The following is a 19,646-nucleotide window of genomic DNA, read 5'->3' as shown; positions in this document are numbered from 1 at the left end:
TCGATTAAATGCGACCATACACAGAGCCGCCGACACCGTCAAGATCGGCGCTCGGGCGCCCGCTACGGCGCGGACTCGCGAATGATCAGGCGCGGAGACAGGATGTCGGCATGGTGGTGGTGGGCCGGCCCGTCCTGCAACTCGGCCATGAGCAGCTCCACCGCACGCGTGCCGAGATCGGCCTTCGGCTGAGCCACGCTGGTGAGAGGAAGGGTCGACATCTCGGCGATGGCGAGGTCTCCGTAACCGACGACCCGCGCGTCCGACGGGGTACCGATACCGGCTGACGCGAGCCCTCGGATCACCCCGATCGCCAACTGGTCGTTCGTGCAGAAGATCATCAACGGCGCACCGTCCTCCGCGATGCGCCGGCCGATCTCTTCACCCTCGGCCAGCACCATGTGCTCCGACTCGTACTCCACGATCCGCGGTTCGAGCCCAGCCGTCTCGAACGCCCGGAACGCCCCCGTGCGACGGTCTTCGCACTGGGGGATCGAGCGCGGGCCGTTCACGAGCGTGAGGTGCGGAGGGCCCGAGGTGAGGAGATGCCCGGTGGCCAGAGCTCCCCCCAGCACGTCGTCGATCGCGACGGAGCAGCCGTCGTCGCTCGGCGCGATGCGGTCGACCAGCACCAGGCGGGTGCCGACCATCCGAAGCCTGTTCAGGCGCGAGGCATCTGCGCTCATCGGCACCACCAGGGCCCCGGCGGCCCGCTGCTCGGCGAGCATCTCGAAATGGCGGAGTTCCCGGTCGTGGTCTTCGTGGCTCGGGCACAGCGCGAGGGTGAAGCGGTTGCGGTCGGCGGCGTCGGCGACGGCACTCGCGATGGCCGAGTAGAAGGGGTTGGCGACGTCGGGGATGACGAGGCCGAGCAGTCGGTTGGTGCCCTGGCGCAGAGTGGCGGCAGCCCGGTTGGGCACGAAATCGAGCTCGGTGATCGCGCGGCGCACGCGCTCCTGGGTCTCGGCGCTCACCATGTGCGGACGATTGATGACGTTCGACACCGTCGCCGCCGAGACCCCGGCGACGCGCGCGACCGCCGCCAGGCCGAGATCGCGATCGGGCTTCATGCGCTCATGGTATCTGCCGCATCAGCGCCCGGGATCCGCGCGAGCGCGTGGCAGGCTTGTCGCGTGCCCGCGCCCCCCGAACCGCCGCCGCCGTGGCGCGGGTTCGAGCGGGGCGAGCGGTCGTACACGCGCATCGTGGTGGCGCTGTTCGCCGCCGGGTTCGCGACGTTCGCGCAGATCTTCGACGCGCAGGCGGTGCTGCCCGCGCTGGGGCGTGAGCTCGGCATCCCGGCCGCGAGCGCGGCGCTGACGGTGTCGGCGACGACCATCGGGCTCGCCCTCTCGGTGCTTCCCTGGGCGTCGGTGGCCGACCGCATCGGGCGGGTGGCGGCGATGCGCATCTCGCTCGTGTCGGCGACCCTGCTCTCGCTGCTGGTGCCGCTCATGCCGACCTTCGAGTCGGTGCTCCTTCTGCGGGGCCTCACCGGGCTCGCCCTCGGTGCGGTGCCCGCCATCGCTGTCGCGTACCTCGCCGAGGAGCTCCACGGCTCCTGGGTGGGGGTGGCCGCCGGCACCTACGTGGCGGGCAACACCATCGGCGGCATCGCCGGCCGCCTCGTGGCGGGCCCGCTCAGTGAGATCGTGGGCTGGCGCACCGGGCTCCTCGCCGTCTCCGTGCTCGGCGCCGTCGCGGCGGCTCTCTTCCTCCTCATCGTGCCGAGACCGCAGGGCTTCGTGCGAACCGGGCCGTCCGGCCCACCGCTGCGCACGCGCATCCTGTTCCAGCTCCGCGACCCCGTCATGCTCGCGCTCTACGCCCTCGGCTTCCTGCTCATGGGCGCCTTCTCGGTCGTCTACAACTACCTCGGCTTCCGCCTCACCGGGCAGCCGTTCTTCGTGCCCGAGGCCCTCGTCAGCCTGCTCTTCGTCGCTTACCTCTCCGGCACGGTGGCCAGCCGGGTCTCGGGCAGCCTCGGCGGACGCCTCGGCTACTTGCGGGTGATGCTCGGCGGCATCGCCGTCATGATCCTCGGCCTCGCGATGCTCTTCAGCGACTGGCTGCCGCTCGTCATCGTCGGGCTCGTCGTCTTCACGATCGGATGCTTCAGCGCGCATCCGGTGGCCAGCGGCCTGAGCGGTCGGTGGGCGCAGCTGGGGCGGGGCCAGGCCACCGCCCTCTACCAGCTCTCCTGGCTCGGCGGCACCGCCTTCTTCGGGTGGGCCGTGGGTCTCGTGTACGACGGGGCGGGCTGGACGGCGACGCTCCTCACGGTCATCGGCATGTGCCTGATCGCCGCGCTGTGCGCCGGTGTGGGCATCGGGATGCTGGGGAAGCGTCGGCCGACATCGCCCGCCTGAGCCGTGGCTCGTCGGGGACGAGGGGCTGACGTCCGACCCTGCTACGGCGCGAGGCGCAGGCCGGCGAAGACCCGCCCTGCCGCTGAGCCCGCACCCCCGGCTGACGCCTGGACGGCGAAGCGGGCGGCGATGAGGGCGTGGCCGGCCGGGTCGGGGTGGAGGCCGTCGGGCAGGTGGTGGTGCTCGTCGGTGCCGAGGAGCGACAGGCCGTCGATGAGGTGGAGGGCCGGATCGGAGGGCGCGCGCCGCGCGACGACGTGCTCGATGAGGTCTCGCGTGCGAGCGAGGGTGAGGGTGCCGTCGCCGGGGCGTACCTCGCGCGGCGTGCCGGTCGCCCGCCCGTCGTCGCCCGCGCGGATGGGGCCGGGCGTCGTCTCGACGGCGGGGCAGGCGAACGCGGTGACGATGCCGATCGGGGTGGTGGGGTGGCCCTCGCGCAGGGTGTCGAGGAAGCCGTGCAGCACGGGCACGAAGACGCGCTCGCGCATCGCGTCGGCTCCGACGATGTTGATGCCGACCTCGAGCGTGATCGCCGCGGCGGGCTCGGCGGCGAGGGCGCGCGCGACGGCGGGGTCGAGCAGGGCGTTGCCGCCGAACCCGAGGTTGACGCCGACCACCCCCAGCCGGGCGGCGGCCAGCCTCGGCCAGGTGCCGAGCGGCGTGCCCGCCGACCCGCCGTGACTGATCGAGCTGCCGTAGTGCAGCCAGCGCGGGCGCTCGTCGACCGGTGCCGGCAGCAGAGCGGATGCTGCACCCACCGAGTGCAGGACCACGCCGGCATCGGCGGGCAGCCACACCTCGACGAGCCGCGGCGCAGGCGCCGTCGCCTCGGAGAGCCGGAGCGCGACGATGCTGCGCGCACCGTCCTCGCGATGGAGCGAGCGATCGTCGTGCTCGCGCACCAGCACGCCTTCGTCCACGTCCACACGGTCGCTCGGGCGGCCGTCGACCACGGCGACGAAGGGGGCGACCGCCGGCGCCGCGGAGGCACCGCGCTGCTGCAGGCGGGTCACCGTGACCTCGAGCGTGATCGTGGGAGCCGCGGTGAGCATCCGGAGGTGGACGCCGGCGCAGAACTCCGCCATGAGGGCTAGCGCCGGTGGGGCGTAGCGGCGCGCTGCGGGTGGGAGACGCCAGGGCCTCACCCCGTCGTCGGACAGCTCGAGGTCGAGGGCGCCGGCGATCGTGGCGGCGAGATCCGCGCCGGTGAGAGCGGCACCCGCCGTCACGGCAGCACGAGTTCGCCGTCGACCCGACGCGGGATGCGGAGGGGGTTGTCGTCGCGCAGCGCCTCGGGCAGCGAGCCGGCCGGCGCGCTCTGGTACGCGATCGGGCGGAGGAAGCGGCGCACCGCCGTCGCCCCCACGGAGGTGTGCGCCGACGTCGTCGCGGGCCACGGGCCACCGTGGTGCTGCGCCCAGTTCACCGCGACCCCGGTGGGCCACCCCTCGAACAGCACCCGCCCGGCGAGGGTCTCGAGGCGGCGGAGAACGGGCTCGACCGGCTCGCCCGGCGCGGCGTGCAGTGTCGCGGTGAGACTCCCCTCGAGCGCGTCGAGCGCGTGGGTGAGGTCGTCGCCACCGGCGTCTCCGGTGTAGCGCACGAGCACGGTGACCGGGCCGAAGACCTCGGTGAGGATGTCGTCGGGCCGCTCGGCCAGGGTCGAGGCGTCGACGGCGAGAACCACGGGGCGCGCGCCCTCGTCGGCTACGGCATCCGGGCCGAGCGCGTCGAGGCGACCCGCGACGACGGAGACGCCCTCGGTGGCTGCCAGCCGTCGCACCCCCTCGTCGAACCCGGTGGCGATCGAGGGGGTCAGCAGCGCCGCCGCGCCTCCGCCCACGTGCTGCGGCAGGGCCTCTTCCAGCACCGAGCCCTCGGGCACGAACACCACGCCCGGCTTGGTGCAGAACTGCCCGGCCCCCAGCTGGAACGAGCCGGCGAGCTCCTCCGCGAGCCGGGCTCCGGTGGCGGCGTCGGCGCCCGGTGTGACGACCACCGGGTTCAGGCTGCCGAGTTCCCCGAAGAACGGGATGGGCGATGGTCGCCGGGCGGCACGGTCGTGCAGCGCCCGCCCTCCTGCCAGAGAACCGGTGAAGGCGACAGCCCGGATGGCCGGGTCGTCGACCAGCGCCGGCCCGGCCTCATAGCCCTCGACGAGGGCGAACACACCCCCCGGCGCCCCCGCTCCGCGCAGCGCCGAGGCGACGAGAGACCCCGTGCGCCGGGAGAGCTCCGGATGCCCGGGGTGCGCCTTCACGATCACCGGGCACCCCACGGCGAGGGCCGACGCGGTGTCGCCCCCGGCCACCGAGAACGCGAACGGGAAGTTCGAAGCGGCGAACACCGCCACCGGCCCGATCGGCCTCAGCATGCGCCTCAGGTCGGGCCGGGGCGGAGCGGCCGAGGGCACCGCATGGTCGATGACCGCCTCGAGGTACGAGCCCTCGGTCACGACGTCGGCGAACAGGCGCAGCTGCCCCGTGGTGCGCGCCACCTCGCCGCGCAGCCGGCCGGCGCCGAGCGCCGTCTCCCGGTCGGCGACCGCCACGAGCTCGTCGGCGTGCGCGTCGAGCGCGTCGGCGACGGCCTGCAGCCACGCGACACGCGTCTCGGGGGAGGATGCGGCGGTGACGGAGAACGCGCGCTCGGCCTCCGACGCGCGGCGACGCACCTCAGTCGAGGCAGGGGAGGTCTCGGTCGTGGTCATGGGGACTCCTCACTGTGAAATCGGATGCCGAGCCCGAGCCGCGGCCCGCCCGTCGCCCATCCGCGGGCGATCTCCACCCCGCTCGGCTCGACCAGCGCGCCGAGCTGCCCGAAGCCGGCGTCTTCGACGTCTTCGACCCAGGGCGCCTCGGGCAGCGTGAACGCGAGCTGGGCCGAGAGCTCGGGCAGCAGGTGCGGTGCGAGCTCGACACCCCGCGAGCGTGCGAGCGCGGCGATCTCGAGGAACGGCGTGATGCCACCGACCCTCACGACGTTGGGCTGCACGACGTCGACGGCACCCGCGTCGATGAAGTCGCGGAAGCGATACCGGGTGTGCAGGTTCTCCCCGAGCGCGATCGGCACGGGGCTGCGGCGGCGCAGCTCGGCGTGCCCGGCGAGATCGTCGGCGCGCAGCGGCTCCTCGAGCCAGCGCACGTCGTACTCGGCGACCGCCCGGGCGGCGAGGGTCGCCGTCTCGAGGTCCCACCGCTGGTTCGCGTCGATCATGAGCGCCCGCTCCGGGCCGAGCACCTCGCGCACGGCGGCCAGCCGGCGCAGGTCGTCGGCGAGCTCGGGCCTGCCGACCTTGATCTTCACGCCATCGAATCCCGAGGCCACCCACCGCTCGACCTGGGCGACGAGCTCCTCGTCGGAATAGTGGAGGTTCACCCCGCTGCCGTAGGCGGGCACCCGCTCGTGCCGCCGCCCCAGCAGCTCGGGCAGCGACACGTTCTCGCGTCGCGCCCGGAGATCCCACAGGGCGAGGTCGAGCCCCGCGAGGGCGATCGTGGTGACACCACCGCCACCGGCCTCGTGGATGCGCTCCCAGCACTCCTGCCAGAGCGCCGGCCCGATCTCGCGGCCGATCGCGAACGGGATGATGTCGTCGTGCAGCAGGGCCAGCACCGCGCGCCCACCGATCGTGGGGGTCCAGGTGAAGCCGTGCCCCGCGCATCCGTCGCTGTCGACGACGTCGACGGTGATCACCCGCACATCGACGACGTCGGAACCCCAGGGGCGTCGCAGCGGGATGGTGTGCAGTCGCACCTCGGCCGAGGCGAGGCGGGGTGCCGTCACGCCACCAGCTCGCGTCCGCGATCGAGCAGTGCGGCGAGCCGGTCGGTCTGCTCGGGGGAGGGGTCGACGAGGGGGGCCCGCACGGAACCGACCGGGAGCCCCGACAGGCGTAGCCCGGTCTTGATGAGCGACACGGCGAACCCTGGCGTCTCGTCGCGCAGCCGCACCAGCGGGCTGTAGAAGCCGTCGAGGAGGGCTGCCGTGTGCTTCGAGTCGCCGTCGCGGTGCGCCACGAAGAACGCCGTCGCGATCTCGGGGGCCATGGCGAAGACTGCCGAGGAGTAGAGGGGCACGCCGATCGCGCGGTAGGCGGCCTGACTGAGCTCGGCGGTGAGCAGTCCGTTGAAGAACAGCACCTGGCGACCGCTCGCCGCTGCCACCCGCACGAACTGCTGGGCCGCCGCGACGTCGCCGACACCGTCTTTCACGCCCACCACCGACGGGATGCGGAGCAGCGCCTCGATCGACTCGGGGGTGAACGTCGCGCTGCCGCGGTGATAGACGATGAGCGGCAGCTCGGTGGTGGCGGCGAGGGCCTCGACGTAGGCCACGAGGCCGCGCTGCGGGCCGCCCACCAGATAGGGCGGCATCACGAGGAGTCCGTCGGCGCCGAGGCGATCGGCGCTCCTGGCGCAGTCCTTGGCGTGGCCGAGCGGCCCGCCCGTTCCCGCGACCACGGGCACGGCTCCGCCGGTGGCGGCCACCGCCGCCGCGACCGCCGTCTCGTACTCGCCGTGCGAGAGCGCGTGGAACTCGCCGGTGCCGCAGGCGGCGAACACCGCGGCGGCGCCGTCCGCCACCCGCTCGGCGACGTGCCGCCCGAGCAGCTCGCCGTCGACCCGGTCGTTCCCGTCGAAGGGAGTGACGGGGAAGAACAGCACTCCGTCGTTCATGGTGAGTTCAGGCAAGTTCGACCTCCGAGATCGTGCGGGATGAGGGAGCGGCGGGCTGCTCGGGCATGCGCAGCTCGGTGCGCCAGCTCCGTCGTGGGCGCCAGCCGAGCAGCTCCTCGGCCAGGTGGCTGCTGAACACGGCGCCGTCGGCGGCGATCGCATGGCCGCCCGCGGCGGGCACGTGCTGCGCCAGCGCGTCGGGGAGCGGTGCCGTCACCAGGGAGTCGTGGGCTCCGACGAAGAAGGTGGTGCCGTTCGGCAGCGTCGCCGCCTGCTCCAGCCACAGGCGCACGAAGTCGCCGGCGTCGCGGGCGTCGACGTAGTTGAACAGGGCGACCGCCGAGAGTGCCGGGTCGTCGAGCCGCTGGCGAACCGTGTGGCCCTGCTGCGTCTCGGCGCCCTCCCACTCCTCGGGCGCGATGACGTAGCACGGGCGGAACGCCCCGACCCGTAGCCGGTCGCCGTCTCTCCGCGCCGCCATGGCGACGAGCTCCTCGACGGCGAGCTTCGACAGGGCGTAGCTGTTCCACGGGGCACGCGGATGCCGTTCGTCGATGGGCAGGTAGGCCGGCTCCCAGCCGCTCGGCGAGCCGTACCCGATCACGGTCGGGCTGCTCGCGATGAGCAGCGACGCCGCGCCCACCGCGAGGCTCGCCTCGAGCACGGTCCAGGCGAGGTCGGTGTTGGTGGCGAAGGTCGCGCGGTCGGGCTCGCTGAACGGCACCGCCACGGCGGCCAGGTGCACCACGCCGTCGGGGCGGACGCGCTCGAAGCACGCGGCCGCGGCACCCTCCTCGGAGAGGTCGACGACGATCTGCTCGGCGGGCAGCCCCTCGACCCGGGTGCGATCGAGGGAGAACACCTCGTGCCCGGCCTCGGCCAGCACGGCGACCACGCTCCGGCCGAGCCGACCCGAGCCTCCGGTGACGATGATGCGGCTCATCGGCCCATCGCCCCGGCCGTGCGGGGAGCGACCCGCTCGAGCGCCTGCGCGCCGGCACCGAGGTCGAGCTCGGCGATGCGCACGGCCTGCCCGGTCTCGAGCGAGCGGTTGCCCGCCAGCCCCACCACGACCGAGCGCACCCCCTCCAGCCAGCCGGCCGTGCGGCCGAGCGGGTCGGGCCGAGCGCCCTCGAACACGTCGCGCAGCAGCTGCGCGTCTCCGCCGCCGTGGCCGCCCTCCGCCACGGGGATGGGCACCTCGCGGGCCGTGCCGAAGTGGTTCTGCACGAGCAGCCGGTCGGCGACCGGCCGGGCAGGGTCGTCGGTGACGAGGTCGGGGCGCGCGCTCGGGTCGACGACGGTGCGGCCGTCTTCGTCGACGAGGACGATGCCGCGCTCGACGACGCTGAGCTCGGCGCGGCCCTTGGTGCCGTTCACCGAGACCGTGTAGCCCTCCCAGGGCGAGTGGGCGGTGAGGGAGTACGACATGCTCGCGCCCTGGTCGTAGTCGACCACGAGCGAGAGGTTGTCCTCGATGGTGATGCCCTCGTCGAACACGTCGCGGTCGCGCAGGTAGCCGTCGAACGACTCCTGCTGCAGGTAGAGCCCCTCCCACACCGGGTCGGTGCGCAGATCGAGGCTGAAGGCGTCGCGCAGGGGCGAGTCGCCGGTGCCGCGTGAGGGCCGGGGACCGAGCCCGCGTGCCTCGGCGTTCGAGGCGCCGTAGAACCGCAGGCCGCCGCTCGCGAACACGCGCGTGGGCGCCGCAGCCAGCCACCAGTTGACCAGGTCGAAGTGATGGCTCGACTTGTGGATGAGCAGCCCGCCCGAGTTCGCCTTCTCGCGGTGCCAGCGCCGGAAGTAGTCGGCGCCGTGGGCCGTGTCGAGCATCCATTCGAAGTGGACGCTCGTGACCTCGCCGATCTCACCGGAGGCGATCACCCGCTTCAGCTCGCTGTTGCGCGGTGAATACCGGTAGTTGAAGGTGATGGTGACCGTGCGGCCCGTGCGCTCCACCGCCTCGGCGATGCGCCTCACCCCGTCTTCGGTGGTGGTGAGCGGCTTCTCGACTATGGCGTCGGCACCCGCCTCGAGCGACTCGACGATGTAGTCGGCGTGCGTGAAGTCGGGGGAGGTGATGACGACCCGGTCGATGCGGTGCGTGCGGATGGCGTCGGCCAGCGCATCCGGTTCGAACCGCACCGGGCTGCCGAGCTCGGGCCGCTGCGCGAGCGACCACTGCTGCCTGCCCGGGTTGGTGTCGGTCCAGGCCACCAGCTCGGCGACGTCGGCATGCTCGCCGGCGATGGCGTCGAGGTACATCTGGGCGCGCGAGCCGGAGCCGACGAGCGCGTAGCGGAGGCGGGGGGAGGGGGTGTGCATCACTTGATTCCCGTCGTGGCGAAGCCCTTGATCAAGAAGCGCTGCCCGATGAGGAACGCCAGGAACAGGGGGATGAGCGAGAGCACCGACATGGCGAACATCGACCCGAAGTCGGAACTCGACTGGGCGTCGATGAACCCCTTCAGCGCGACGGAGGAGGGGAACAACTCGGGCAGCCGCAGGTAGATGAGCGGGCCGAAGAAGTCGCCCCAGGTCCAGATGAAGGTGAAGATGGCGGTGGTGGCGAGAGCGGGCACCATGAGCGGCAGCGTGACCTGCACGAAGGTGCGCAGGTGGCCCGCACCGTCGATGCGCGCGGCCTCGAAGATCTCCTTCGGCAGGGCGCGGATGAACTGCACCATCAGGAAGACGAAGAAGGCGTCGGTGGCGAGGAACTTCGGAACGATGAGCGGCAGGAAGGTGTTCAGCCAGCCGAGCTCCTTGAAGATGGTGAACTGCGGGATGAGCACCACCTGGAACGGCAGCATGATGGTGGCGAGCATGAGCGCGAACAGCAGCGTGCGGCCGCGGAAGTTGAGCCGGCCGAAGGCGTAGGCCGCCAGGGAGCACGACACCAGGTTGCCGATGATCGCTCCCGCCGCGATGATCGTGGAGTTCAGCAGCGACACCCCGAACGGCACCTGCAGGTCGTTCCAGCCGTTGACGTAGTTCTCGACCGTGAAGTTGGTCGTGAACAGCGTGAGGTCGCGGAAGATCTCGTCGTTCGGTTTGAAGCTCGAGACCACGAGCCACAGCAGCGGGTAGATCATCACGAGCGAGGCCGCGATGAGGCCGATGTGCTTGAGCGTCGAGAACACGCGGCTGCGCGCGCGGTACGACGCGCTCGAGCGGGTGCTGCGGGCGGGCTTCTGCGGGGAGTCTCCCTCCGTGCCCGGGGCGGAGGCGGCCTCGGCGGCCGGCTTGGCGAGAAGGTTCTCAGTCGTCATAGAACACCCAGAATTTCGATAGCCAGAAGTTGACCGCGGTGAACACCGCGATCACGATGAGCAGGAACCAGGCCATCGCCGAGGCGTAGCCCATGTCGTATTCGAGGAACCCGATCCGGTAGAGGAACAGCGTGTAGAACATGGTGGAATCGGCCGGCCCTCCGGTGCCTCCCGAGACCACATAGGCCTGCGTGAAGGTCTGGAACGCGAAGATGATCTGCAGCACGAGGTTGAAGAAGATGATCGGCGTGAGCAACGGCAGGGTGATGGTGAAGAAGCGGCGGATCTTGCCGGCCCCGTCGACCGAGGCCGCCTCGTAGTACATCTCGGGGATCTGCCGGAGCCCGGCGAGGAAGATCACCATCGGGGAGCCGAAGGTCCAGATATGCAGCACGATGATGGTGCCGAGGGCGAAGTCGGGGTGCCCGATCCACCCCGGCCCGTCGACGCCGAAGATCGCCAGGAACCCGTTGACGAGCCCGTCCTTCCCGAACACCTGTCGCCACAGGATGGCGATGGCCACGGAGCCGCCGAGCAGGCTCGGCAGGTAGAAGATCGACCGGTAGATGGGCAGGCCCCGCATGCCGCGGTCGAGCAGCAGCGCGAGGCCGAGGGCGACGGCGAGCTGGATGGGCACTGAGATGACCACGTAGGTCACGGTGACGCGGAACGCGTTCCAGAACGCGGCGTCGCCGATCATGTCGACGTAGTTGTCGAGACCGGTGAAGGCAGGAGGCTTCAGCAGAGGTGACTGGAGCAGGTTGTAGTCGGTGAACGACAGGTAGAGCGATGCCAGCATCGGGCCGACCGTGAAGACCACCAGGCCGATCAGCCAGGGCAGCAGGAACAGGTAGGCCGCCAGCGTGTCGGGCTTCTTCTCCTTCGGCCCGTTGCGACCGCGCCGGGCGTTCAGCGCGATGCTGCGCAACTCGCCAAGACTGCTCACGTCGACCTCCTCGTTGAGTGGATGCGCTCCCGGCTCGGTCGCCGAGAAAGCGCTTTCACGATTATGACCGTCGAACCCCGAGACGTCAAATACCATCCGCGGCGCTATCGTTTCTGGCAGTGTCAGGTGGGAAGGAGGCCGACCGTGAGACGACGACCGGGCGCGACGACCATCGCGGAGGTGGCCGAGCGGGCGCAGGTGTCCCAGGCGACGGTGTCGCGCGTCATGAACGGCCGATTCCTCGGGGAGGAGGCGATCGCCGAGCGTGTGCGCGCGGTCGCGACCGAGCTCGCCTACTCGCCGAATCACCTCGCCCGCAGCCTCGCCCTCGGCCAGACCCGGGCCATCGCCTTCGTCGTGCCCGATCTCGCCAACCCGACCTTCCAGGCCATGCTCTCGAGTCTCAGCAAAGCCGCCGCCCGCAGTGGATACCGGGTGCTGGTCGCCGACTCCGCCGAGTCGCCGGGTGACGAACCGCTGCTGGTCGCCGAGATCCGCCGTCGCTGCGATGCCGTGGTGCTGTGCGCTCCGCGTATGTCCGACGAGGTGCTCGAGGCGCTCGCCGGCACGCTCCGGCCGCTCGTCGTCATCAACCGCCGCAACGATGCCGTCGATGCACCGTCGCTGTCGATCGACTACCGGGCGGGGGTGCGCGACCTCGCGCAGCACCTGTACGAGCTCGGGCACCGTCGACTGGTGTTCCTCGGCGGCCCGGCGGGCAGTGTCTCGAACTCGCACCGGCTCGAGGCGCTCGGCGAGTTCGAGCGCGAGCATCCCGAGGTCTCGATCGAGCGGATGTCGGTGGGCGCCGGCATCGAAGACGGTCTCGGTGCTGCCGCGGCGGTTCGCGACTCGGGTGCCACCGCAGCGCTGGCATTCAACGACCTCGTGGCCATCGGGCTTCTCAACGGGCTGCTGGCGCTCGGCGTGCGAGTGCCCGACGACCTCTCGGTGACGGGTTTCGACGACATCCCGTTCGCGCGGTACACGACGCCCCCGCTCACCACGGCGTCGGTGCCGCATGAGGAGCTCGGGGCGCAGGCCTGGGAGCGGATGGCGGCGCTGATCGACGGCGGTACGCCCGAGGCCGATGTCGTCTTCAGGCCTCATATCGAGGTGCGCACCTCGACCGGGCCGGCGCCCTCGACGATCTCCTGATCGGCGTTGACATCGCCCCGATCACGATGCTAACTTCCGTGAAAGCGGTTTCTCGACCGCATTCCCTTCGACACGAACGAGGCGCAACGATGCGTAGAAGACGGCACATCATAGCCACAGCCGCCGCCGGATCCCTCCTGGTCGGCACTCTCCTGCTCTCAGGGTGCTCGGCACCCTCGGGCGATTCGGGTGACGACGGCCCGGTGACCATCGAGATGTCGTGGTGGGGTGACGACAACCGCGCCGCGCTCTTCGCCGAGGTGATCGACAAGTTCGAAGCCGAGAACCCCGACATCACCGTGAAGCAGACACCGGTCGGTGCTCCCGACGACCTCTTCAACCGGCTCGCCACCGACTTCGGTGGCGGCGGCCAGACCGCCCCCGACGTGTTCGCCCTCGGCGGTGCGAAGCCGCAGGAGTACGGCAGCGCGGGTGCCCTGCTCGACCTCGGCACCGTCGCCGACATCGTGCAGGCCGACAAGTACCCCGACTTCTCCACCACCGCCGCGACCGTCGACGGAACGCTCTACGGCCTGCCCACCGGCGGCAACGCCACGGCGGCGTTCGTGAACGTCGATCTGTTCGAGGCCGCGGGCGTGCCGGTTCCCGACGCCTCGTGGAGCTGGGACGACCTGATCGAGGCCGCCAACACCATCGGCAAGGCAGGCCTGACCACCGCGAGCGGTGCCCCGGTCTACGGTCTCGACCTGCGCATCCAGGACATCATCGGCACCTACGCCGCGCAGCAGACCGAGACCGGCATCTACGACTTCGACGGCAAGCTCGCCGTCGACGCCGACGACATCGCCGGGCTGTACGAGAAGGAGGTCGAGCTGCAGAAGGGCGGCGGACTGCCCGACCCGTCGATCATCACCGCCGGCTGGGCGCTGCCGCCGGACCAGCAGCTCTACACCCTCGGCCAGGCCGCCGTCACCTTCGGCTACAGCAACCTCATCGGCACCTACGGCGCGGCCGGCGAGACGCTCATCCTGCCCCCGCCCACCGACGGCGACACCGCGGGCGTGGCCCTGCTGCCGTCGGCGTTCTGGGCCATCAACGCGAACACCAAGCATCCGGAGGCCTCGGCGAAGCTCGTCGACTGGTTCCTCAACGAGCCGGCAGCCGCCGAGCTCATCAAAGACACCCGCGGGCTTCCGTTCAACCCCGACACGCTCGCCGTGGTGACGCCGCTGCTCGACGCTCCCGGCCAGGCCGCCGCCGAGTACGTGCAGGGCGTGCTCGACTCCGGCGTCGTGGCTCCGCCCCAGCCCGACGGCGGTGCGAACATGAACAAGTACTCGCAGGACGCGGAGACCGAGGTGCTGTTCGGTCGCCAGTCGCCGCAGGAGGCCGCCGAGACCTGGGTGAAGAACCTCTCGTCCGACCTCGACTGAGCACCCCCATCCCGGCCCAGAGCGTGGGCGGCCCCCGGGTCGCCCACGCTCTGCCGTGCCGCCGACCATGCTGGAGGATGAACGCATGACCGCCCTCGACGACGCCCTGGATCGCCTGCGGTCGCTCGATCCGCTCGCGGAGGCGGGCCTCGACCCCGCCTCGCCCCTCGGAGGGGAGATCGGCGCCTCCGGTCTGGGGTTCGCCGCCGTCGGCGGCCCCCTCGAGGCGCGCTGGCACCAGGCCCTGGGGGAGCTGGGGGAGTGCGTGCGGCAGCTCGACGGCGGAGCGACCGTGCTCACCGAGGGCGGGGTGTACCCGGGGGCGTGGATCGAGAGCACCGGCACCATCAACTCCGAGCTGCTCGCGCGCTTCGCGCCGTCGATCGCCCGCGACACCCACCTGCTGTTCGCCGCGCACCAGCGCGACGACGGCATGATCCCCTACAAGGTCACCGCCGACGGCCCCGGCTTCAGCCAGATCCAGATCGTCACGCCGCTCGCCCGCACGGTGTGGAACCAGTACCTCCTCACCGGCCGCGACACCGCATACCTGCGCACCATGTACGACGCGATGGTGCGCTTCGACGCGTGGCTGGCGCGCTACCGCGACACCCTCGGCACCGGGGGCGTCGAGGCGTTCTGCACCTTCGACACCGGGCACGACCTCTCGCCCCGGTTCTGGTTCGCCCCCGACCGGGCCTACGAGGCGGATGCGCGTCAGGTCGACCCGCTCCACCCCACTCTCCCGATGGTGGCGCCCGACCTCACCGCCAACGTCGCCTGCCAGCGCGCGTACCTCGCCCTCGTCGCCGAGGAGCTCGGCCTGCCGGAGGCCGAGGTGGAGGGCTGGCGCCGCGCCGCCGCGGCCTCCGTCGAGGCGCTCATGACGCAGTGCTTCGACGCCGACGACTCCTTCTTCTACGACCGCGACCGCACCGGCGAGCCCCTGCGGGTGCAGTCCGACGTGCTGCTGCGAGTGCTCGCCTGCGAGATCGGCGACTCCGCGCTGTTCGCCGAGGCGCTCGAGCGGTACCTCCTCAACTCGCGCAAGTTCGGCGCGCACTACGGGTTCACCTCGCTGGCGCTCGACGACCCGCGCTTCGATCACGACTTCGGGCGCAACTCCTGGGGTGGGCCGGTGAACTTCCTCAGCCTCATCCGGGCTCCGCACGCCTTCGAGCACCACGGGCGGGTGGCCGAGCTGGCCTTCGCGTCGGCACCGGTGCTGGCCGCGGTGGCGATCGCCGACCGCTTCCCCCAGTGCCTCGACCCGTGGACCGGTTCGCCGGGGTTCACCTCGGTCTACTCGCCGTCGATCCTCTGGTTCCTCGACACCGTCGAACGGATGTCGGGCATCCTGCCCCGCCCCGACGGCACGCTCTGGTTCACCGGGCTCGCGCCGACGCGCCTCGATCACGGCGCCGAATGCGCGGCCGTGGCGCACCGGCGGCTGATCGACGGGGTGCTCGTCGAGTCGGCCTCCGACGACGGCGGCACGGTGGTGCTGCGCGACGGGGCCGACTGGGCGACCTTCCCGCACGGGTGGCGGCTCGTCACCGACCGCGAAGGCACGCCCCGCGAGCTCGTCGGCATAGCGCCGCGCGCCGTGACGGGTGAGCTCGTGCACCGCGGGGTCGCGGTGGCGCTCACGCTCGAGCCGAACGAGCGCGTGACGCTCGACGCAATGCGCGTGGTGGCGCGGGAGAGCGTCGGGTACACCCCGCCCCGCGCCGGCTGAGCGGCGCGGGGCGCGCCCCGCGCGGCTCCCGCGTGCGCCTCCGGCCCCGAGGGCTACCCCTCCGCGAGGTGGTTGCGGAGCACCTCGGAGAGGCCCGTGCGTTCGACGGTCCGGTCGAAGCGGAAGGAGCGGGCCAGCTCCCGCGCGCGCTCGGGCGTGACCCCGGCGAACAGGTCGCCGAAGCGCTCTGCCAGGGGCTCGGCGAGCAGGATGTGGCGCACCAGCACCGCGATGTGCGGCTGGCGGCCCCACGGCCACGGCGCATAGTCGGGGAAATCGGCGTCGAAGACGGCGTCGATGGGATCGATGATCGACCGCACCCCCGCATCCGACCCGCCCCAGGAGTCGATGCCGAGCCGCGACTTCACCTCCACCGCCGGGGCGATGAGCTCGCGGTAGGGGCTGTCGGGTGCCGCGTAGACGAGCCCCTGCAGGCCGATGTCTTTGTACGTCCAGAGCGCCCAGCTCGCACCGTGCTCGCGGTAGATCTCGAGCTGGTCGCGCAGCAGCCGGTAGCGCCACGGGTCTTGCGAGCGGTCGGTCGAGTAGACGGGGCCGAACTCGCCGATCCAGATGGGGGTGCCGGTGCGGCGCATGTACTCGGTGCGGCGGAGGAAGGTCTTCTCCACCACCCCGCGGTCGAAGTACTCGCCGCGGGTGGTGCCCGGGTACTCCGTGGCGCTCGTGATGCCGGGCAGGGCGTAGTCGTGAGCGGTGTACACCGTGTTCGGCAGCGGTTCGGAGCGCCGGTCGAGGAACGAGAAGTCGGTCGAGTACTTGTTGCCGTCGAGGAAGAGCACGTGCCGCGGGTCGATGGCGCGGATGGCCCTCTCGAGCCGGTCGTAGAACGCCGGCAGCACCTCGCCCGTGGGGTCGGAGGGCTCGTTGATCGGGTTGTAGCCGGCGACCTCGGGGCGGTCTTTGAAGCGCTCGGCGAGGGCCTCCCAGAGATGCACCACCCGATCCTGGAAGTGCGGGTGGTTCCAGAACTCGGCGATGTGCGTGGGGTTGTCGCTGTGCCAGTGCTGGTTCTGGCGCCCGGGCAGGGCGTGGAGGTCGAGGATGCTGTAGATACCGTGACGCCCGAGCAGCGTCACCACGCGGTCGAGCCGGGCGAAGCCCTCCTCCTTCAACTCGAACGGCCGCGCGTCGTCTTCGAAGTGGCGGTAGTTGAACGGGATGCGCACCGAGTTCAGCCCGAGGGAGGCGAGGTGGGCGGCGTCGGCCTCGTCGAAGAAATCGAGCAGGAACTCGTCGAAGAACGCGTCGTAGGCCTCCCGGCCCATCCGGTCGAGCAGCACGCGGCGGATGTTCTCCTCGTTGCCCGGGTAGCCGGTGATGAAGTTCTCCATGTTCATCCAGCCGCCCAGGCCGACTCCGGCCAGGCGCACGACCCGGCCGCTCTCGTCGACGAGGTCGGTGCCGCTCACGCGGATCCAGTCCAGGGTCATGTGTCTCTCCTTCTGATGGGACGCAGGCGTCGGGGTGGTCTCAGGGGTTGGCGGTGGTTCAGGGTGCGGTGCTGGTCTCAGGGGGCGTGGGTGACGGATGCGGGGCGCAGGGCGGCCGGGCGGCGGAGGCCGTTCACCGCGACGGTGGGCCACTCGGGGTCGACGGTCAGCACGGTCACGGTGCGGTCGCCGCATCCGTCGTCGTCGACGATCACGGTGTCCTCGACCTTGTGGCCGCGCACCGACGGGTTCCAGGCGAACGCCTGACCCGAGACCACGAGGTCGCGAGCGCCGGGAGTGGCGCGGGGGTCGCGACCCAGGTAGCCGGTCGGTCCGCCCTGGTGGTGCCCGAGCCAGGCGTCGGAGCCCAGGCCGTGCCGCTCGTAGGAGACCGCGATGTCGCTCAGCACCTCGCCCAACCGCCGGCCGGGCCGGGTGGCCGCCAGCGCATCCGCCTCGACCTCGAGCAGCGCCCGTTCCCGAGGCTCGAGCCCCTCTGCCGAGGGTGCGCCGGGCGTCGCGAAGCCGACCCAGCGGGTGAGGCTGGCGACGAGACCGTGGCGGCGGGCGCCGAGGGCGAGCATCGCCCGGCCGCCGAGCGGGGCGTCGCTCGGCAGCGGGTGCCGGTGGTGCACGCGGCCCTCCCCGGCGACGAGCAGCACCACGGGGTCGGCGCCGAGCGCCACCACCTCGCCGGCCGCCCTCGCCGCGAGCTCGCGCTCGGACTCCGCGGGGTCGGCGGTGCTCAGGATGCGCGTGGCGGCCCGGGCGAGGTCGGCACCCAGCCCGGAGAAGCGGAGGCGTTCGAGGGGCAGCAGCTCGGCCCGTGCCGCCCGCAGCTCGCCGGCGAGCTCGACGTCGCTGAGGCACTCGCCGGGCCCGCCCGCGATCGGCAGGGGTGAGTGCCAGGGCACCGCCGTGAGCTCGACGTCGTCGCCGAGCTCCTCCTCGGCCAGCCGGTCGAGTTCGTTCGCGAAGGCGGCGACCTGCACGCGCCCGCTGCGATGCACGGTGGCCGTGAACACGGGAGGCCCGCTGAGGGGCACCGCCACGCGTGCGCCGTCGAAGAACCAGGCGAGGTTCTCCGCCGTGGTGAGCTGCAGTCGGTCTGCTCCGCGGGCGTCGAGCAGGGCGGCGAGCCGTGCGAGCTTCGCGGGGCGGTCCGTGCCCACCGTGTCCACCGTGTCGGCGGTGCCCGCCGGGTCGGCGGTCGCGGCTCCGGCGGTGGTGCGGAAGGTCGTGGTCATGGTGTCGGGTCCTCGGCGTCATAGGCCCGGAAGGCCGGGCGGGTGCGGAGATAGGCGGCGACGACGGCGCCGATGAGCACGGCGCCGAGAAGGGGTGGGAACCAGAGCGCGCCGAGGGCGGCGAGGAACCCGGCGAACACGTCGCCGAGCCGGGGGCCTGCGGTCAGGACGAGTGTGAACAGGCCCTGCAACCTGCCCCGCATCGCATCCGGGGTCGCCGACTGCATCATCGTGGTGCGGAAGATGCCCGCCACGTTGTCGGCGGCGCCCGCGACGGCGAGCACGGCGCACAGGGCGAGGAGGGCGCCGATGTCGACGGGTTCGGGGCTGTCGCCGGCATCCGGTCGCGTGCCGAACGCGAGCAGCAGCAGGCCGAGTGCGGCGACCGCCACGGCCAGTGCACTGGTCGCGAGCATGATCGCCCTGCCGTGTCGGCGCACCCCGCCGAGCGGCCCCGAGAGGAGCCCGCTGAGGATGACGCCGACGGCGCCGGCAGCGGTGAGGAGACCGACGGTCCACGCCGAGCCGCCCACGACGAGGGCACCGACGGCGGGGAGGATGGCGTAGCTGCGGCCGAAGGCGAAGGCTGCCACCTGGAGACCGATCGCGGTGCGGATGTTGCGGGCCGTGCGCAGGAAGCGGAGGCCGTCGACGATGGCGGCGAGGCCCGGCCGTGTGGCTCCCGCCGGCACGATCGGGGGCAGGGAGACGATGCCCCAGAAGCCGATGACGAAGAGCACGACGTCGAGGGAGTAGGTCCAGGCGAAGCCGACGGTCGCGACCAGCACGCCGGCCAGGGCGGGGCCGACGGCGCTCTGCACGCCGGCGCTCACTCCGCTGAGGGCGGCGACGGCGGGGAGGAGGCGGCGCTCCACCAGTCGGGGGTGGATCGCGAAGCGGGCGGCGCCGACGAGCGCGCCCACCGTCGAGGAGAGGGTGGTGAAGACGTAATAGGGCCAGGGCGTCTCGACGTTCGACCAGGCCAGGGCGGCGATGCCCACCGGGGCGATGAAGGAGACGGAGGAGGCGACGATGAGCACCTTGCGCCGGTCGAACGCGTCGACCAGGGAGCCGCCGAACACCCCCATCGCCACCATCGGCAGCAGGGCGAGTCCGCCGACGAGGGCGACGGATGCGGTCGACCCGGTGAGTGTGTAGACGTGGATGCCGATGGCCACGGCGGTGAGCTGCGTGCCGACGCCGCTCGCGACTCCGCTCACCCAGAAGCGCGCGTAGGCGGGACTCTCGCGGAGCGGCGCGAGGTCGAGCAGCCACCCGCTACGTCGCGGCGCGGCTTCGTCGAAAGACACTCGGGGGGCTCCTCACTGAAACACTCGGCGCCTTCAACGTAGTCGAGAAACCGCTTTCACGCCATTCGGGACGGGCCACGGC

At 71.9% G+C, this 19,646-nt stretch carries 16 protein-coding genes; 4 read left to right on the top strand and 12 right to left on the bottom strand.

What is annotated here, in order from left to right; genetic code table 11:
• Positions 1-62 precede the first annotated feature (62 nt).
• Positions 63-1,070 carry a LacI family DNA-binding transcriptional regulator gene (locus tag ABFY20_RS18475; RefSeq protein ID WP_368497664.1) on the bottom strand — a complete coding sequence of 336 codons (1,008 nt, stop codon included), beginning with the start codon at positions 1,068-1,070 and terminating at the stop codon, positions 63-65.
• Positions 1,071-1,133: 63 nt separating this feature from the next.
• Between ABFY20_RS18475 and ABFY20_RS18470 the strand changes: the two genes are divergently transcribed.
• Positions 1,134-2,369 carry an MFS transporter gene (locus tag ABFY20_RS18470; protein WP_368497663.1) on the top strand — a complete coding sequence of 412 codons (1,236 nt, stop codon included), beginning with the start codon at positions 1,134-1,136 and terminating at the stop codon, positions 2,367-2,369.
• A 41-nt stretch (positions 2,370-2,410) separates the two neighbouring features.
• Here the strand turns inward: ABFY20_RS18470 and ABFY20_RS18465 are convergent, their stop codons facing one another.
• The 8 genes from ABFY20_RS18465 to ABFY20_RS18430 are packed head-to-tail and all read right to left on the bottom strand — an operon-like array spanning position 2,411 to position 11,266.
• Positions 2,411-3,598, bottom strand: a complete 1,188-nt coding sequence (locus ABFY20_RS18465) for a GDSL-type esterase/lipase family protein (RefSeq protein WP_368497662.1) — start codon at positions 3,596-3,598, stop codon at positions 2,411-2,413.
• Positions 3,595-5,079, bottom strand: a complete 1,485-nt coding sequence (locus ABFY20_RS18460) for an aldehyde dehydrogenase (NADP(+)) (protein WP_368497661.1) — start codon at positions 5,077-5,079, stop codon at positions 3,595-3,597. The genes ABFY20_RS18465 and ABFY20_RS18460 overlap by 4 nt, the downstream gene beginning before the upstream one ends.
• Complete coding sequence (locus ABFY20_RS18455) at positions 5,076-6,155, bottom strand: mandelate racemase/muconate lactonizing enzyme family protein (protein ID WP_368497660.1); 1,080 nt, start codon at positions 6,153-6,155, stop codon at positions 5,076-5,078. Before ABFY20_RS18455 ends, ABFY20_RS18460 begins: the two co-directional genes overlap by 4 nt.
• Positions 6,152-7,048, bottom strand: a complete 897-nt coding sequence (locus tag ABFY20_RS18450) for a 5-dehydro-4-deoxyglucarate dehydratase (RefSeq protein WP_368499826.1) — start codon at positions 7,046-7,048, stop codon at positions 6,152-6,154. Before ABFY20_RS18450 ends, ABFY20_RS18455 begins: the two co-directional genes overlap by 4 nt.
• Before the next feature lie 7 nt (positions 7,049-7,055).
• Positions 7,056-7,991 (bottom strand): NAD-dependent epimerase/dehydratase family protein, encoded by a 936-nt coding sequence (locus tag ABFY20_RS18445; protein ID WP_368497659.1) that lies wholly within the window; start codon positions 7,989-7,991, stop codon positions 7,056-7,058.
• Positions 7,988-9,373, bottom strand: a complete 1,386-nt coding sequence (locus tag ABFY20_RS18440; protein ID WP_368497658.1) for a Gfo/Idh/MocA family protein — start codon at positions 9,371-9,373, stop codon at positions 7,988-7,990. The genes ABFY20_RS18445 and ABFY20_RS18440 overlap by 4 nt, the downstream gene beginning before the upstream one ends.
• Positions 9,373-10,320, bottom strand: a complete 948-nt coding sequence (locus ABFY20_RS18435) for a carbohydrate ABC transporter permease (protein ID WP_368497657.1) — start codon at positions 10,318-10,320, stop codon at positions 9,373-9,375. Before ABFY20_RS18435 ends, ABFY20_RS18440 begins: the two co-directional genes overlap by 1 nt.
• Positions 10,310-11,266 carry a carbohydrate ABC transporter permease gene (locus ABFY20_RS18430; RefSeq protein WP_368497656.1) on the bottom strand — a complete coding sequence of 319 codons (957 nt, stop codon included), beginning with the start codon at positions 11,264-11,266 and terminating at the stop codon, positions 10,310-10,312. The genes ABFY20_RS18435 and ABFY20_RS18430 overlap by 11 nt, the downstream gene beginning before the upstream one ends.
• Before the next feature lie 144 nt (positions 11,267-11,410).
• Between ABFY20_RS18430 and ABFY20_RS18425 the strand changes: the two genes are divergently transcribed.
• From ABFY20_RS18425 to ABFY20_RS18415, 3 genes are all read left to right on the top strand, one after another.
• The gene (locus ABFY20_RS18425) at positions 11,411-12,424 is read left to right on the top strand and encodes a LacI family DNA-binding transcriptional regulator (RefSeq protein WP_368497655.1); all 1,014 of its coding nucleotides are present in this window, start codon (positions 11,411-11,413) and stop codon (positions 12,422-12,424) included.
• 203 nt (positions 12,425-12,627) lie between these two features.
• Positions 12,628-13,818, top strand: a complete 1,191-nt coding sequence (locus tag ABFY20_RS18420) for an extracellular solute-binding protein (RefSeq protein WP_368497654.1) — start codon at positions 12,628-12,630, stop codon at positions 13,816-13,818.
• A gap of 85 nt (positions 13,819-13,903) precedes the next feature.
• The gene (locus ABFY20_RS18415) at positions 13,904-15,556 is read left to right on the top strand and encodes a hypothetical protein (RefSeq protein WP_368497653.1); all 1,653 of its coding nucleotides are present in this window, start codon (positions 13,904-13,906) and stop codon (positions 15,554-15,556) included.
• Positions 15,557-15,609: 53 nt separating this feature from the next.
• On the opposite strand, the gene ABFY20_RS18410 is transcribed toward ABFY20_RS18415, so the two are convergent.
• From ABFY20_RS18410 to ABFY20_RS18400, 3 genes are all read right to left on the bottom strand, one after another.
• Positions 15,610-17,007 (bottom strand): glycoside hydrolase family 5 protein, encoded by a 1,398-nt coding sequence (locus ABFY20_RS18410; protein WP_368497652.1) that lies wholly within the window; start codon positions 17,005-17,007, stop codon positions 15,610-15,612.
• Positions 17,008-17,084: 77 nt separating this feature from the next.
• Positions 17,085-18,254 carry a M24 family metallopeptidase gene (locus ABFY20_RS18405; protein ID WP_368497651.1) on the bottom strand — a complete coding sequence of 390 codons (1,170 nt, stop codon included), beginning with the start codon at positions 18,252-18,254 and terminating at the stop codon, positions 17,085-17,087.
• Entirely contained in the window at positions 18,251-19,564 is a 1,314-nt protein-coding gene (locus ABFY20_RS18400) for an MFS transporter (RefSeq protein ID WP_368497650.1), read from the bottom strand. The genes ABFY20_RS18405 and ABFY20_RS18400 overlap by 4 nt, the downstream gene beginning before the upstream one ends.
• Between the last annotated feature and the right edge of the window lie 82 nt (positions 19,565-19,646).

The organism is Herbiconiux sp. A18JL235, from assembly GCF_040939305.1.
Classification (GTDB): Bacteria; Actinomycetota; Actinomycetes; order Actinomycetales; family Microbacteriaceae; genus Herbiconiux.
Note: the sequence above shows the minus strand (reverse complement) of the source record. Positions and strands in the feature narration are given on the sequence as shown.

What these genes read in the sequence shown, in the direction of transcription:
- ABFY20_RS18475 (WP_368497664.1), bottom strand. Translation starts at nt 1,070, where the DNA reads ATGAAGCCCGATCGCGATCTCGGCCTGGCGGCGGTCGCGCGCGTCGCC.
- ABFY20_RS18460 (WP_368497661.1), bottom strand. Translation starts at nt 5,079, where the DNA reads ATGACCACGACCGAGACCTCCCCTGCCTCGACTGAGGTGCGTCGCCGC.
- ABFY20_RS18450 (WP_368499826.1), bottom strand. Translation starts at nt 7,048, where the DNA reads ATGAACGACGGAGTGCTGTTCTTCCCCGTCACTCCCTTCGACGGGAAC.
- ABFY20_RS18445 (WP_368497659.1), bottom strand. Translation starts at nt 7,991, where the DNA reads ATGAGCCGCATCATCGTCACCGGAGGCTCGGGTCGGCTCGGCCGGAGC.
- ABFY20_RS18440 (WP_368497658.1), bottom strand. Translation starts at nt 9,373, where the DNA reads ATGCACACCCCCTCCCCCCGCCTCCGCTACGCGCTCGTCGGCTCCGGC.
- ABFY20_RS18435 (WP_368497657.1), bottom strand. Translation starts at nt 10,320, where the DNA reads ATGACGACTGAGAACCTTCTCGCCAAGCCGGCCGCCGAGGCCGCCTCC.
- ABFY20_RS18415 (WP_368497653.1), top strand. Translation starts at nt 13,904, where the DNA reads ATGACCGCCCTCGACGACGCCCTGGATCGCCTGCGGTCGCTCGATCCG.
- ABFY20_RS18410 (WP_368497652.1), bottom strand. Translation starts at nt 17,007, where the DNA reads ATGACCCTGGACTGGATCCGCGTGAGCGGCACCGACCTCGTCGACGAG.
- ABFY20_RS18405 (WP_368497651.1), bottom strand. Translation starts at nt 18,254, where the DNA reads ATGACCACGACCTTCCGCACCACCGCCGGAGCCGCGACCGCCGACCCG.